The sequence below is a fragment of the Psychroflexus torquis ATCC 700755 genome (assembly GCF_000153485.2).
GTDB lineage: Bacteria > Bacteroidota > Bacteroidia > Flavobacteriales > Flavobacteriaceae > Psychroflexus > Psychroflexus torquis.
In genome coordinates, this window is record NC_018721.1 from 4,093,042 (window position 1) to 4,107,255 (window position 14,214).

Sequence of the window (14,214 nt, forward strand, 5' to 3'; positions counted from 1 at the left end):
TTAATTATTTTTGCTCAAAAACATGCGCTACCTCACTGCATTAATTTTATGTCTTCTTTTTATATCCTGTTATAATCCTGAAAGAAATTGTGAAGATTTTAAAACAGGAACCTTTGAGTTTGAGGCTTATTTAGAAGGAGATTTAGTGAAGACTACTTTTATTAGAAATGATTCGATAGAAATCGAAATTTACAAGGACAAAAGAGACACTGCATCGATCCGCTGGATTAATGACTGTGAATACGTCTTAAAATCGTTAAATCCCAAAAATTTAGCTGAAGAAAAGCCCATCCACATGAAAATTATATCCACCAAAAACAACTCCTATACTTTTGAGTATAAAATTGTAGGGAAAAATAAGAAGCAAAAAGGACGGGTCGTAAAAGTCGATTAATCAAACAAAGAGGATTGTTGGTTATCCTCCTTTTTATCTTCTGTTTCAGGGACTATAGCTTCCTCGGATTCCTTATCAGAGGGTAATGGTTCTATAAGATCAATCTGCTTGATTAGATCTGAGGTGAGTTGATTACCTTGAGCTTTAATTCCTTTAATAGATATAAAGTCTTCTAGATTTACTACTTCATTAGATCTTCTATCTTTTCCTCTAGTCTTTTTAAACTCAATTTCAATTCGAGGAATATAGTCTGTAGAGACTACTTCCAGCTGAGAGTTAGGATGTTCAGTGATAATTAATTCCTCCTTGTCAGCGTTATCAATTTGAAAGCGCTTGACGTAGTATTTTTCTTTCTCTCCCTCCCAGTATACAAGCGAAATTGGTTTTTTAGAATTCCATTTCTCCATAACTATGATGTCGTTTTCAAAACGGGTAGTAAGTTCAGGAATAATGGTTTTAGCAATTCCATTTTGTCTAATAATCAGTAACCTATCCTCACCTTTAAAAGCTCCCAAGAGTTCTCCTCTTTCGTCCACATTAAGACGTCTTACCGCTTCATCGAACCATATTTTTCTTGGTTTTAAGGTAGAGACTCCTTCTTCTTTAAGATCAACACTTTTAATGGGCATTTTGGAGACTAAATTTCCCTTCACATTTCTGCCTTTAATAGCTAGGTCTGAGAAATCAATATCAAATTTCAAACGTTTTAAACCTTTCTTTTGTCTTAAAAAAACAGTCACTAACTCTGCTTCACCGTTAGGGTTACAAGAAAAATATAAAACTTTTGTTCCCGGTTTATCATTTCCCATACTGTATGCCTTATCTCTTGTTATTGAGGTAACAGCAAAACGCTTCATATGGCTAAAACCAGCTTTACCATCCTTATAAATGAGATTATAGATGGTTCTTTTATCTTTTTTCTTAAAGATTCCTACATATAGAATATTCTTCCCAATAAAGGTCTTGCCCTCTACCTTGGATACCATCATAGTTCCATCTTCAGTAAAACAAATGATATCGTCAATATCACTACAATCGGTAACATATTCATCTTTCTTCATAGAAGTGCCTATAAAGCCTTCAATTCTATTGACATAAAGCTTAGTATTTCGGATTACGACTTTGGAGGCTTCGATATCTTCAAACAATTGAATTCTCGTTTTGCGTTCTTTGCCCTTACCGTATTTCTCTTTAAGCATTTTGAAGTAATTGATAGAATAATCTATCAAGTGGTCAAGATCTTGCTTTACAGCTTCGATATCCGCTTCCAAGGCTTCTATTTTTTGGTCTGCTTTATCTAGGTCGAATTTTGAAATTCTTTTAATTCTGATTTCAGTAAGTCTAGAAATATCATCCCTGGTAATGTCTCGTTTCAAATGCTTTATGTGAGGTTGTAACCCCCTGTCAATAGCATCTATAACACCATCCCAAGTTTCTTCTTCTTCAATATCTCGATAGATGCGTTTCTCTATAAATATCTTCTCTAAGGACGCAAAATGCCATTGCTCTTCAAGTTCTCCAAGTTTTATTTCTAACTCGGTTTTTAAGAGCTCTACCGTATTTTCAGTACTCATTCTCAAAAGCTCTGACATTCCTAAGAAATGAGGCTTATCATCAATGATAACACAGCTTAAGGGAGAAATTGACACCTCACAATTGGTAAAAGCAAATAAAGCATCTATAGTTTTGTCTGGTGAAATGTTATTGGGTAAGTGAACAAGAATTTCAACATCTGAAGACGTATTATCTTCAATTTTTTTAATTTTAATTTTACCCTTGTCATTTGCCTTAAGGATAGAATCTATGAGTGTTGACGTGTTTGTTGAATAAGGGATTTCGTTAATCACCAGTAAATTCTTGTCTTTTACTTCAATAGTGGCTCTCACTCTTATTTTTCCTCCTCTAAGGCCGTCATTATAATTTGAAACATCTGCGATTCCTCCAGTTGCAAAGTCTGGGAATATTGTAAAACGCTTACCTTCTAGATGCTTGATGGACGCATCAATAAGTTCAATGAAATTATGGGGAAGAATCTTTGTACTTAAACCCACAGCAATACCCTCTGCTCCTTGAGCCAATACCATTGGAAATTTAACTGGTAAATTAACAGGCTCTTGCTTACGACCGTCGTACGAAATTTGCCATTCTGTGGTTTTTGGATTAAAAACGACCTCCAGAGCAAATTTGGATAATCTTGCTTCTATATACCGAGATGCTGCCGCACGGTCTCCAGTAAGGATATTCCCCCAGTTACCTTGAGTGTCTATTAGAATATCTTTTTGACCAATTTGAACGATAGCATCTCCGATACTTGCATCTCCGTGAGGGTGGTATTGCATTGTATGGCCTACAATATTGGCAACCTTTGTATATCTTCCATCATCTAGATCTTTCATAGAATGTAAAATCCTACGATGTACAGGCTTAAAACCATCTTCTATGGCGGGTACTGCTCTTTCTAGTATGACATATGATGCGTAATCTAGGAACCATTCTTGGAACATTCCTGTTACTTTTACAGACTCGTCTTTTGCAGTAGGATCGAAAGGCTCCTGAGATTCAGGATTTAAATCTAGATCGTCACTCATAAATTAGTTTGGTTTTTTGCTATGATTTTATCTAAGGATAATTTCAAATATCTAGTTTTTCTGGGGCTTAATAAGCTGATATTGGTGTGAATATCTTTTATTGAATTCTTTATTGAATACACAATATTTAATCGTCTGTAAATGATTAAGTTAGTTATCCTATAAGACTTTATTTTATCTTTTTTTATTTCATGAATCTTAGTCCTGCCTTCAAATTTTGATAATGTAACACCTTTATTTATAAACGAAACTAAGTTTCCTTCACTGTTGTATTTAAAATACTTACCAACGAAGTAAATATAAATTAACCACAATCCTACCCCTATCAAAGCTGGGTAAAAGTAGTTGTCTGAAGGAAAAAATTGCTGATCTAATTGCTGACCTAATTGATAATTTAAAAAGATAATTAATAGAAAAAAAGACATTGAAAAGTTAGACACTCCGAAAATAACTTTTACAAATCTATGATTATTTAACTTCATTAATTTCTTCTTTGACTTCTTCTACGAGGTCGATTTCTACTTTTAAATTTTCTATGATGAAATTTTGTCTATCTGGTGTATTTTTCCCCATATAGAATTCTAAAATTTCTGGTATGCTTTTATATTTATCCAACATTACTGGATCCAAACGGATATCATCGCCTATAAAATTTTTAAACTCGTCTGGAGAGATCTCACCAAGTCCTTTAAAGCGAGTGATTTCTGGATTACCTCTTAATTTTTTTAAGGCTTCTCGTCTTTCTGTTTCAGAATAACAATAAAACGTTTGCTTTTTATCTCTAACTCTAAAGAGCGGTGTTTGCAAAATATAAAGGTGACCTTCTTTAATTAGCTCTGGAAAAAATTGAAGAAAAAACGTTATGATAAGCAACCTAATGTGCATGCCATCTACATCTGCATCGGTTGCTATCACTATATTATTATAACGCAAGTCCTCTAGAGAATCTTCGATATTAAGAGCAGCTTGAAGCAAATTGAATTCTTCGTTTTCATAAACGATTTTTTTACTCAGTCCATAAGAATTTAGAGGTTTACCTTTAAGGCTAAATACGGCTTGTGTGTTTACATCTCTAGATTTTGTGATACTCCCACTAGCCGAATCTCCTTCGGTTATAAAAAGTGTTGTTTCAAGATAACCTTCTTTTTTAGTATCTTCTAAATGTATTCTACAATCCCTTAATTTCTTATTGTGTACACTTGATTTTTTAGCTCTATCTTTTGCTAGTTTTCGGATTCCAGAAAGATCTTTCCGCTCTTTCTCAGCTCTTAGAATTTTCCTGTGTAATTGTTCAGCAGTCTCATTATTTTTGTGGAGATAATTATCAAGCTCTTGCTTCATAAAATCTAATATAAAGGTTCTAACCGATGGTAAGTCTTCTCCCATATCTGTAGAACCTAACTTTGTTTTGGTCTGACTTTCAAAAATAGGCTCCATCACTTTAATACTCACAGCAGAAACAATTGACTTTCGAATATCGCTGGGCTCAAAGTTTTTCTTGTAGAAATCTCTAATGGTTTTCACAATAGCTTCTCGAAAAGCAGTCTGGTGAGTTCCTCCTTGTGTGGTATTTTGACCATTTACAAAAGAGTGGTATTCTTCAGAATATTGTGCTTTACTAAAGGTAATAGCAACTTCAATATCGTTACCCCTCAGGTGAATAATAGGGAATAATCGATCTTCCTCTCGGATTCTGTCGCTTAGTAAATCTTTTAAACCCTCTTCAGAGTAAAATTTCTCACCATTGAACATTATAGTAAGTCCTGGGTTTAAGTAGACGTAATTCTTAAGCATCTTTTCGATATATTCATTTCTGTATGAATATTTCTTAAAAATAACTTCATCGGGAATAAAAGTTACTTTAGTCCCTCTGCGTCTTGATGATTCCTCAAGATCTTCTTTATTAATTAAATTACCTTGGTCAAACTCAGCAGATACCGATTTTCCATCTCGTGATGATTCTACCCTGAAATAACTCGAAAGTGCATTAACGGCTTTAGTCCCTACACCATTAAGACCAACAGATTTCTTGAAGGCATTGGTGTCGTATTTTCCTCCTGTGTTCATTTTGGAAACTACGTCCACTACTTTTCCTAAAGGTATTCCACGTCCATAGTCCCTTACATTAACTTTAGTGCTTTGAATAGACACTTCGATAGTTTTTCCAGAACCCATCACAAATTCATCGATAGAATTGTCCAAAACCTCCTTTAATAAAATATAAATACCATCGTCTGCACTAGAGCCATCCCCAAGTTTACCTATGTACATGCCCGGTCGCATGCGGATATGTTCTTTCCAGTCTAAAGATTTTATGTTATCCTCTGTGTACTTTGTTTCTTGTGCCATATTTTTTCTCAACATCGAAATATACTACGATTTCTGTAAAATAAAAATCATAACACAAATTTATAATCTTAAAGCTTTTGGAGCATCTTTAAGGTAGAAATATTTTCAAAAACTAAAAAAGCCTTCATCAATTTCATAATGAAGGCTTTAGCAAATTAAATAGTATCGAATAAACTTATTTATTATGCATGAAAGATTGCTTACCTAAAAGTGTTTCTTCAGACTCCACATGCTCGTCATCGGGAACGCAACAATCTACTGGACAAACCGCTGCACATTGGGGTTCCTCATGAAATCCCATGCACTCCGTACATTTGTCTGCTGCTATATAATATAATTCATCACTTACAGGTTCCTGAGCTTCTTCAGCATTTGCCTCTTTTCCGTTTGGAAGAACAATATCACCTTTCAAACTTGTTCCATCGGCATGTCTCCAATCATCACCGCCTTCATAGATTGCTGTATTAGGGCATTCCGACTCGCAAGCACCGCAATTGATACATTCGTCTGTTATTTTTATAGCCATTTGAGTAATATTTATGTAAATTTGTTCAGAAATATAAATACTCTAACGGTTAGCCAAATTTATGACTTTAGATGATAGAATAAATACCTTTTCAGAACTTGGATTATACCTGCAAAATTACACAGATTCTAAAGATTTAAGCTCAAATTTTTCACAAAAATTGACTAATATCATTAGGCAAGCTGAGATTCAAAATGCCTGGTTTACACAAGATCAGGTCCATTTATCGATAGCGGCTTGGGCAAAAGCTTTGACAAAAAAACAGCTTCGTAATTGGCTTACGCCCTACAAGATATCGGCGATGCCTAAAAAAGATGTCGCTGTTATTATGGCTGGAAATATACCTTTAGTCGGCTTTCATGATTTTTTATGTGTTCTTATTCTTGGCCATAAAGTGATTGGTAAGTTATCATCCAACGATAATTTGCTGCTTCCTTTTATGGCTGAAGAGCTGATTAAAATTCACCCAGGTTTTGAAGATAAAATTGTATTTACGAATGATAGATTACCGAAATTTGATAGTGTTATAGCTACAGGAAGTAATAATACAGCAAGGTATTTTGAATATTACTTTAAAGATAAACCTCATATTATTCGGAAAAATAGAAATTCATTAGCTATTCTAAATGGAACTGAATCTAAAACTGAACTTGAAGCCTTAGGCGAAGATGTATTTAGATATTTTGGGTTGGGATGTAGAAACGTTTCAAAGCTATTTATCCCTGAAGATTATGATGTTGATGATTTTTTCAAAGCTATGTTTAAATTTAAAGATTATATCCATCATCATAAATACGCTAATAATTACGATTACAATAAGGCCGTTTATTTAATGAGCTCCGTAAAACTTTTAGACAATGGTTTTTTACTCTTAAAAGAAGATAAACAATTCTCATCCCCTATTGGGACTTTGTTTTATGAAAAGTACACCAGTATAAAAGAACTTGAAATCACCCTGAGAGAAAGACATGAAGAGATACAATGTACCGTTGGAAATGAAGATTTTACAGAGGTTAATTTTGGGCAAACACAAAATCCAAAGTTGTCTGATTATGCAGATGGGGTGGACACTTTAGAATTTTTAATCCAACACTAAAACGATAAGACATGGAAAGACCACATAATTTTAGTGCTGGCCCTTGTATACTTCCCTTAGAAGTCTTTGAAAAGGCCTCACAATCGGTTATTGACTTGGATAATTCTGGACTTTCTATTTTGGAAATTTCTCATAGAAGTACAGCATTTGTGGGGATTATAGAGAAAGCAAGAGAACTTGCACTACAGCATCTTAATTTACAGGACAAAGGTTATAAAGCCTTATTTTTACAAGGAGGAGCTAGTATGCAGTTTTTAATGACAGCCTATAATTTATTAGAAAAGAAAGCAGGCTACTTAGACACTGGAACTTGGGCTTCTAATGCTATAAAAGAAGCTAATAATTTTGGAAAAACTGAAGTTTTGGCCAGTTCAAAAAGTAGCAATTATAACTATATCCCAAAAGATTTTCTGGTCCCGGAAGGCTTAGATTATCTTCACTATACGAGTAATAACACCATCTACGGGACTCAAATGAAGACGTTCCCAAAAAAAGAAAATACGCCTTTAGTTTGTGATATGAGTAGCGATATTTTCTCTCGCCAACTCGACTATTCCCAATTTGATTTGATCTACGCTGGGGCACAAAAAAATATGGGGCCTGCTGGAGCAACTCTCATTGTAGTGAAAGAGGATATTTTGGGCAAGGTTTCTAGAGCAATACCTTCTATGATGGATTACCAATTAATGATCAAAAAGGAGAGTATGTTCAATACGCCTCCAGTATTTTCGATCTACGTCTCTATGTTAAATTTGGAATGGCTATCTAGAAATGGTGGTGTTCCTTCTATAGAGAAAAAGAACAAAGCCAAAGCTGATTTAATTTATTCTGAGATTGATAGAAACCCGCTATTTAAAGGATTTACAGCCTTAGAGGACCGTTCCATGATGAATGCAACATTCTCATTAAAAGATGAACAACTTGGTCCTAAATTTGACAAGTTATGGAAAGCTAGCCATATCAATGGCTTAAACGGTCACCGAAGCGTAGGAGGGTATAGAGCTTCTATGTACAATGCATTGACTCTAGATAGCGTTAAAGTACTTGTAGACGTGATGAAAAATTTTGAAAAAACCGCATAAAAAAATGAAAATGAAAATTTTAGCAACAGATGGTCTTTCAGGCATAGGAGTTCAATTACTTGAAAATGCTGGCCATGAAGTTATTATAAAAAAAGTAGCGCAAAACCAGTTATCAGAATACATCACCACCAATGAGTTTGATGGTGTTTTGGTCAAAAGGTCTACTCCGCTTACAAAAGTTATTCTTTCTGAAAGCCCAACCTTAAAATTTATTGGTAATTGTGATATCATCTCCACTCATATTGATATTGATTTCGCAGAACAAAAAGGGTTGAGCGTTTTTCAGGCGATAACCGCTTCCTCCAATAGTATTGCAGAATTGACTATTGGTCATCTCCTCAGCTGTGTAAGACATTTAAAAGATTCTAATAGAGAAATGCCACTCGAAGGTGATAGTAAATTCGACACTTTAAGACACTCTTATTCAGCAGGAACCGAGGTTGAAGGTAAAATACTTGGGATTATTGGTTTTGGAAATGTTGGTCAAGAAGTGGCGAAAAAGGCCATTGGCTTAGGGATGAAGGTTATATATTATGATAAAAATGAAGAGCATGTTGAAATCACTTTAGACTTTTATGATCAACAAGCTGTAAAATTCAATCTTTCATCTTCACCATTGAAAGAGGTGCTTTCCACTTCAGATTTTGTGAGTCTTCATATAACCACGAAACAAAAAAACTACCTTGTTGGCCCTAAAGAGCTTAAAGAGATGAAGCCTACAGCAGGACTAATAAATACTTCATACTTTAAAGCTGTAGACGAAGTAGCCTTGGTTAAATCACTTGAAAACAATGAGTTGAGATTTGCTGCATTAGATGTCTTTGAAGACGAGCCTCAACCTCCTATCCAATTACTGATGAATCCTAAATTGTCCTTGAGCCCAAATATTGGCGGAGCAACACAAGAAACTCAAGATAGAATTGCTATGGAACTAGCTAATCAAATCCTATCCTTCTTAAACTAAATCTCATGAAATTTTACGTATTCTGTTTTCTATTTTGGTTGAGTAGTATTGCTTTCGCTCAAACACAAACAGGTAAAGCTTCTTTTTATGCCGATAAATTTGAAGGTAAACAGACTGCAAGTGGGGAAATTTATAAGCACAACTTACCTACTGCAGCTCATAGAAAATTAGCCTTTGGAAGCAAGGTGAAAGTGACAAATCTTCAAAATTATAAAACTGCTATGGTTACCATTAACGATAGAGGCCCTTTTATAAGAGGTCGCATTATAGACTTGTCAAGATCTGTTGCACAGACTTTAGACATACTAGATAATGGCGTCACAGAGGTGAAAATTGAAGTTTTAAAAAACCAAGATGTTAACGTAACTTCAGCTTCTACTTCTACTTCACCTTCCACGCCTCAAACTCCTATTGCTAAGCCTACAACAAATAAAGATAAAACTAATAATAACTCGCAAATGCAATCTATAGAGACCTTTGAGGAAAAAGAGTTTTATGAGATAAATATCGATGAAATCACACCAGATTTCTTCGGCGTACAAATTGCGAGTTTCCAGGATACTGATAATCTGTTAAGAATGGTCAATAGGCTAAAAGTAAACTATAACAGTAAAGTGCTTGTACAGGTAAAAACAGTTAGCGGATCCAGGGTCTATACACTTATTTTAGGCCAATATAAAAGTAGGAAAGCAGCAGAAAACTTTCAGAGCAGAATGTTGAACAAATATCCTGACTCTTTCATTGTAGATATGACTATAAAAGATTAAATTTAGAGATGCGCTATTTAATCATACTTCTTCTAGTAGGTTCTGTAATGAGTTGTTCCATACAAAAGCAGGGAACTAAACAGGCTTTCGAGGATTCAAAAGTGGACAACGATACCATTAGAATTGCCAACGATTCCCTTGAGTATGAAATCATTATCGTAGAACCTGGTTTTAACGCTTGGCTAGCTTCGCAAAGACCAAGAGGGTATTATGGACTCAATTACTTAGATCAACGCAATGAATTCTACATTATCATTTATAACATGAGAGTGAACGACCCCATGGGATTTGATCCAAATTTATATCCTTTCCGTATAAATTATGAAATGGGTGTCGACTACGGATACGAGGTGAATTATTTACTATACCATTATTTTTTATTTTTTGAAGAAAAATATAATCAGAGATTGAGATAAGGTTTGTATTTTTGCAAAATGAATAAATTAAAAGAACGCTGGGGCATACAATCCAACTTTCAATTGGTCATCATTTTTATTGTTTTCGCCATTACAGGTTCATTGTCAGCCTATTCAGCAAAGCCCGTTTTAAATTTTTTGGAGTTAACAAGAGCTTCTTTCCCAGAGCATTTTTTTGGAGTCTTTAGTTATTACTCATTACGAATATTAATCATTTTTCCAATTTATCAAGTCTTGTTGGTTGCCATTGGTACTCTGTTTGGACAAAATAAATTTTTCTGGAATTTTGAAAAGAAAATGCTTTCCAGACTTGGACTCGCCTTTCTATTTCAATAAAGCTTAAATTTTCTTTTATTTTCTGAAAAAATAGTACATTTGCAAAAATGATTAAACTTTGAATATCAAACAGCTAATAAGTTTATTACTTTTCATGGTACTCACAACATCCGTTGTGAATACACATGCTCTTAGCCATTTGTTTGATGACGATATATCTTCAGTAGAACAATGTGAAACATGTGATCAATTTATTGTTACACATTCTAATGATGTTCAGTTTATTTCTCCTATTTTAGATGTTGATATTCAAAACTCTTTTGAATATTTAACAATCACACCTAGCATAATAGATATTTCTTTGACTATTATTTTAATGCCTTCAGGTGAGTATTACAACAAGCCTCCTCCCTCTCTTCTAGTATAGTCTTTTACCCTTCCCTTTTCATTATATACTAGAATACTAATTACATTACACTGAATTATATGTACCAAAAGTCTATTCTTTTGTGCCTATTTATATTTTTTTCATTTGTTACTCAAGCTCAAGATTGTGAGTTAACTATATCAGGAAAAGTGATAGATATACACGATAAATCCCCTTTATTTGGAGCTGTTGTTCAACTCGTGGGTCTTAATAAAGGCGTTTACACCGATAAAAATGGTTTTTACAAGATTGAAGGTGTCTGTGAGGGTGAAGTTCAACTCAAAGTTTCTCACCCTTTTTGTGAACCAGAAACAAAAAGTATCAATCTGAAAGAAAATCGTCAAATCAATTTTAAACTTGAACATCATCTTGAAGAATTGAATGAAGTTTTACTTAAAGGTAAACTTTATAATAACGAATCTAATTCCTCTATATCCAATCAAATAAAGACACAGGAGCTTGAAAAATTTAGCAATGCCTCTTTAGGAGATGCACTTAAGAGTATAAGCGGTGTGTCCTCTTTAAATACTGGAAATTCTATTGTTAAACCCATTATACAAGGTTTACATAGCTCGAGAGTTCTTGTCATCAACGACAATGTGAGACTTCATGACCAACAATGGGGTGTTGATCACGCTCCCAATGTCGATATTAACTCCGCAGCCAATATAACTGTCATAAAAGGAGCCTCAGCCTTAAAGTATGGTGGTGATGCCATTGGAGGAACCATTGTTATAGAACCCCAAAAAGCACCTATTAAAGACACAATAATGGGTAAAACTATTCTTAATGCTTCCAGCAATGGCCGAGGGGGAAATATCTCTACAAGTTTCATAAAAGCAAAATCTTCAGGATTTAATTATAGATTTCAGGGGAGTTTAAAACGTCTTGGTGATCTTGAAGCCCCTGATTACCAACTTACCAATACAGGGCAAAGAGAAAACAATCTCAGTTTGGGGATTGGCCTTAATAAAATAGATTATGGGATTGATTTTAGTTATCGGTTAACCAATTCTGAAATTGGTATTTTGAGAGCGTCCCATATAGGAAACGCTAGAGATCTCGTAAATTCTATCAACAGACAAGAGCCCTTTTTTATTGAAGATTTTTCTTATACAATCGATAATCCAAAACAAGAAGTGACGCATCAAATATATAAACTGGAAACTTTCAAAAAAATCAAAAACCTTGGAGAATTAAGTTTACAATATTCTTTTCAGCAAAATAATCGATTGGAGTTTGATATTCGACGTGGTGGACGTGGAGACACACCAGCTATGGATATGGAACTTAAAACCCACACCCTACTTACTCAACTGGAATGGACGAGTTTGGAGGGTTTTGACTCTAATTTCGGTTTAGAATTCAATGCTCAGAATAACTTTGTAAATCCAAATACTGGAGTGAGAAGACTTATTCCAGACTATAACATGTACACTGCTGGAATTTTTGCTACCACCGCTTATGATGTGTCAGAGCGTTGGGATCTAGATGCGGGAGTTCGCTATGATTTTAATACTATAGATGCTGATAAGTTCTATATCACCTCGAGATGGGAAAAATTAGGTTACGATCAACTCTTTCCTGAATTTGAAATTGGAGAAGACGGAAATCAGATTTTAACAAATCCGCAGTTCGACTACCACAATATTTCTGCAACTGTAGGGGCAACATATACTTTCAAAAATGATTTTAAATTGATTGGAAATTTAAGTTCAGGGAGTAGAGCACCAAACCCTTCAGAATTGTTTAGTGATGGCTTACACCACAGCATTTCTAGTATAGAACTTGGTGATCTTCAGCTCGATTCAGAACAATCCTTTAAAGCAGGAGTCGGATTTCAAGGTGTTGTAGAAAAGTTTGGCTTCAATATTCAGCCTTACATCAATTATATTGAAGACTTTATAGTATTGGAGCCCAACGGTATAGAAACAACTATAAGAGGAGCTTTCCCTGTGTATGAGTATAGACAAACCAATGCAAGACTTTACGGTATAGACGTGAGTGCCAATTATAGCTTTAACAATTTGGAGTTCTTGTCCAATTTTGCTTATGTCAATGGAAGAGATGTCGAACAAAATGAGGCACTTATTAATATGCCTCCTTTCAATGTTTCAAATACGATAACCTATTCCAAAAAAGAATGGAATAATTTTTATGTCTCCTTAAATAGCCAGTTGGTTACTCAACAAAACGAATTTCCTGATAATAATTTTAGAACAGATATCGTCAATACTACTAGTGGCGAATTTGAAGAAGTTGAAGTGGATGTTAGCTCTACACCAGAAGCTTATCATCTTCTCAATTTTAGTTCAGGATTAGACTTCGACTTTAATAAAACTAAGTTAAGCATCAACGTGATGATTAACAACGTTTTAAATACTAATTATAGAGATTATCTCAATAGATTAAGATTTTATGCCGATGAAGTTGGCACCAATGCTATGTTACAATTAAAACTCAATTATTAACACAAATTAAATTTTAAAAAATGAAAACTATGAAAACAATTAAATTATTAAGCTTAGGCCTTTTAGCAACGCTCGTTTTTAGCGCCTGTTCTGATGACGATGATGCACCACAAGTGATCAACGAAGAAGAAGTGATCACGACTTTGAAGTTAAAACTGACTCCTGAAGGAGGTGGTGAAATTATAACTTTTACTTACAGAGATTTGGATGGAGATGGATCCAATCCAGAAATTACAAGTCCATCACTATCTGCGAATACTACCTATACTGGACGTGTAGAATTTTTGAATGAGCTGGAAGACCCTGCTGAAGACATCACCATTGAGGTTCTTGAAGAAGCTGAAGAGCATCAAGTGTTTTATATTGTAGAGGATTCTTTAAACGCTATTCCTACTTATACTGGAGCTTTAGACAACGATGGAAACCCTGTTGGTGTAGAATTTAGCTTAGCAATAGGTGATGCTAGCCAAGGTAACTTTACTGTGTTTCTTATTCATGAAGGTGATAAAAATGCTCCTGGAGCAAGTGAAGGAGATTTAACTGAAGTTGGAGGAGAAACAGATATCGAAGTGACTTTTAATGTCACTGTAGAATAAAAACATGGCATAAGTTCAACCAACTCTGTCGTAAAAAAAGAGCTGTCCAAAATGTTCTGCTGATATTTAAAGTTCTTCCTGAAATAGTCCTTTAAATACTTTAAAACATACAACGGACAGCTTTTTTATGTAACAAATCTAGCAATAATAAAGTATTTTTATTGAATGTATATAAATTATTCTCAAAGCTAAACATACTTAAAAGTGTAGCATATATAACTCATATCTTTTAAAAAAGAATCCTTACTTTAGACAAAATATA

Annotated in this window: 14 protein-coding genes; 10 read left to right on the forward strand and 4 right to left on the reverse strand. The window is 34.4% G+C overall.

Annotated features, from left to right (window positions below; translation table 11 throughout):
• The first annotated feature begins 22 nt into the window (after positions 1 to 22).
• Entirely contained in the window at positions 23 to 394 is a 372-nt protein-coding gene (locus P700755_RS17535; protein ID WP_015025950.1) for a hypothetical protein, read from the forward strand.
• Here the strand turns inward: P700755_RS17535 and P700755_RS17540 are convergent.
• From P700755_RS17540 to P700755_RS17555, 4 genes are all read right to left on the reverse strand, one after another.
• On the reverse strand, positions 391 to 2,982 hold the full coding sequence (locus P700755_RS17540) for a DNA gyrase/topoisomerase IV subunit A (protein ID WP_015025951.1): 2,592 nt from the start codon (positions 2,980 to 2,982) through the stop codon (positions 391 to 393). The two genes, P700755_RS17535 and P700755_RS17540, sit on opposite strands and share 4 nt — an antisense overlap.
• Positions 2,979 to 3,464: a hypothetical protein gene (locus P700755_RS17545; RefSeq protein WP_015025952.1), complete on the reverse strand. Its 486-nt coding sequence runs from the start codon at positions 3,462 to 3,464 to the stop codon at positions 2,979 to 2,981. The genes P700755_RS17540 and P700755_RS17545 overlap by 4 nt, the downstream gene beginning before the upstream one ends.
• Positions 3,451 to 5,331 (reverse strand): DNA topoisomerase IV subunit B, encoded by a 1,881-nt coding sequence (locus P700755_RS17550; protein WP_041758947.1) that lies wholly within the window; start codon positions 5,329 to 5,331, stop codon positions 3,451 to 3,453. The genes P700755_RS17545 and P700755_RS17550 overlap by 14 nt, the downstream gene beginning before the upstream one ends.
• 175 nt (positions 5,332 to 5,506) lie before the next feature.
• The gene (locus tag P700755_RS17555; protein WP_015025954.1) at positions 5,507 to 5,857 is read right to left on the reverse strand and encodes a 4Fe-4S dicluster domain-containing protein; all 351 of its coding nucleotides are present in this window, start codon (positions 5,855 to 5,857) and stop codon (positions 5,507 to 5,509) included.
• A 61-nt stretch (positions 5,858 to 5,918) separates the two neighbouring features.
• Between P700755_RS17555 and P700755_RS17560 the strand changes: the two genes are divergently transcribed.
• From P700755_RS17560 to P700755_RS17600, 9 genes are read left to right on the forward strand one after another with little or no spacing between them, the layout of a single operon-like run.
• Positions 5,919 to 6,953, forward strand: coding sequence for an acyl-CoA reductase (locus P700755_RS17560; RefSeq protein ID WP_015025955.1), 1,035 nt, complete (start codon positions 5,919 to 5,921; stop codon positions 6,951 to 6,953).
• Positions 6,954 to 6,964: 11 nt separating this feature from the next.
• On the forward strand, positions 6,965 to 8,035 hold the full coding sequence (serC, locus tag P700755_RS17565) for a 3-phosphoserine/phosphohydroxythreonine transaminase (RefSeq protein WP_015025956.1): 1,071 nt from the start codon (positions 6,965 to 6,967) through the stop codon (positions 8,033 to 8,035).
• Between the two features lie 10 nt (positions 8,036 to 8,045).
• Positions 8,046 to 8,999 (forward strand): D-2-hydroxyacid dehydrogenase, encoded by a 954-nt coding sequence (locus P700755_RS17570; RefSeq protein ID WP_041758949.1) that lies wholly within the window; start codon positions 8,046 to 8,048, stop codon positions 8,997 to 8,999.
• A gap of 5 nt (positions 9,000 to 9,004) precedes the next feature.
• Complete coding sequence (locus P700755_RS17575) at positions 9,005 to 9,766, forward strand: septal ring lytic transglycosylase RlpA family protein (protein WP_015025958.1); 762 nt, start codon at positions 9,005 to 9,007, stop codon at positions 9,764 to 9,766.
• 8 nt (positions 9,767 to 9,774) lie between these two features.
• Positions 9,775 to 10,182: a DUF6146 family protein gene (locus P700755_RS17580; RefSeq protein WP_015025959.1), complete on the forward strand. Its 408-nt coding sequence runs from the start codon at positions 9,775 to 9,777 to the stop codon at positions 10,180 to 10,182.
• A gap of 18 nt (positions 10,183 to 10,200) precedes the next feature.
• Complete coding sequence (locus P700755_RS17585) at positions 10,201 to 10,518, forward strand: DUF6787 family protein (RefSeq protein ID WP_015025960.1); 318 nt, start codon at positions 10,201 to 10,203, stop codon at positions 10,516 to 10,518.
• A 58-nt stretch (positions 10,519 to 10,576) separates the two neighbouring features.
• Positions 10,577 to 10,885, forward strand: a complete 309-nt coding sequence (locus P700755_RS17590; RefSeq protein ID WP_245535966.1) for a hypothetical protein — start codon at positions 10,577 to 10,579, stop codon at positions 10,883 to 10,885.
• A 59-nt stretch (positions 10,886 to 10,944) separates the two neighbouring features.
• Positions 10,945 to 13,356: a TonB-dependent receptor gene (locus P700755_RS17595; RefSeq protein WP_015025962.1), complete on the forward strand. Its 2,412-nt coding sequence runs from the start codon at positions 10,945 to 10,947 to the stop codon at positions 13,354 to 13,356.
• A 20-nt stretch (positions 13,357 to 13,376) separates the two neighbouring features.
• Positions 13,377 to 13,952 (forward strand): hypothetical protein, encoded by a 576-nt coding sequence (locus tag P700755_RS17600; protein ID WP_015025963.1) that lies wholly within the window; start codon positions 13,377 to 13,379, stop codon positions 13,950 to 13,952.
• Positions 13,953 to 14,214: the final 262 nt, after the last annotated feature.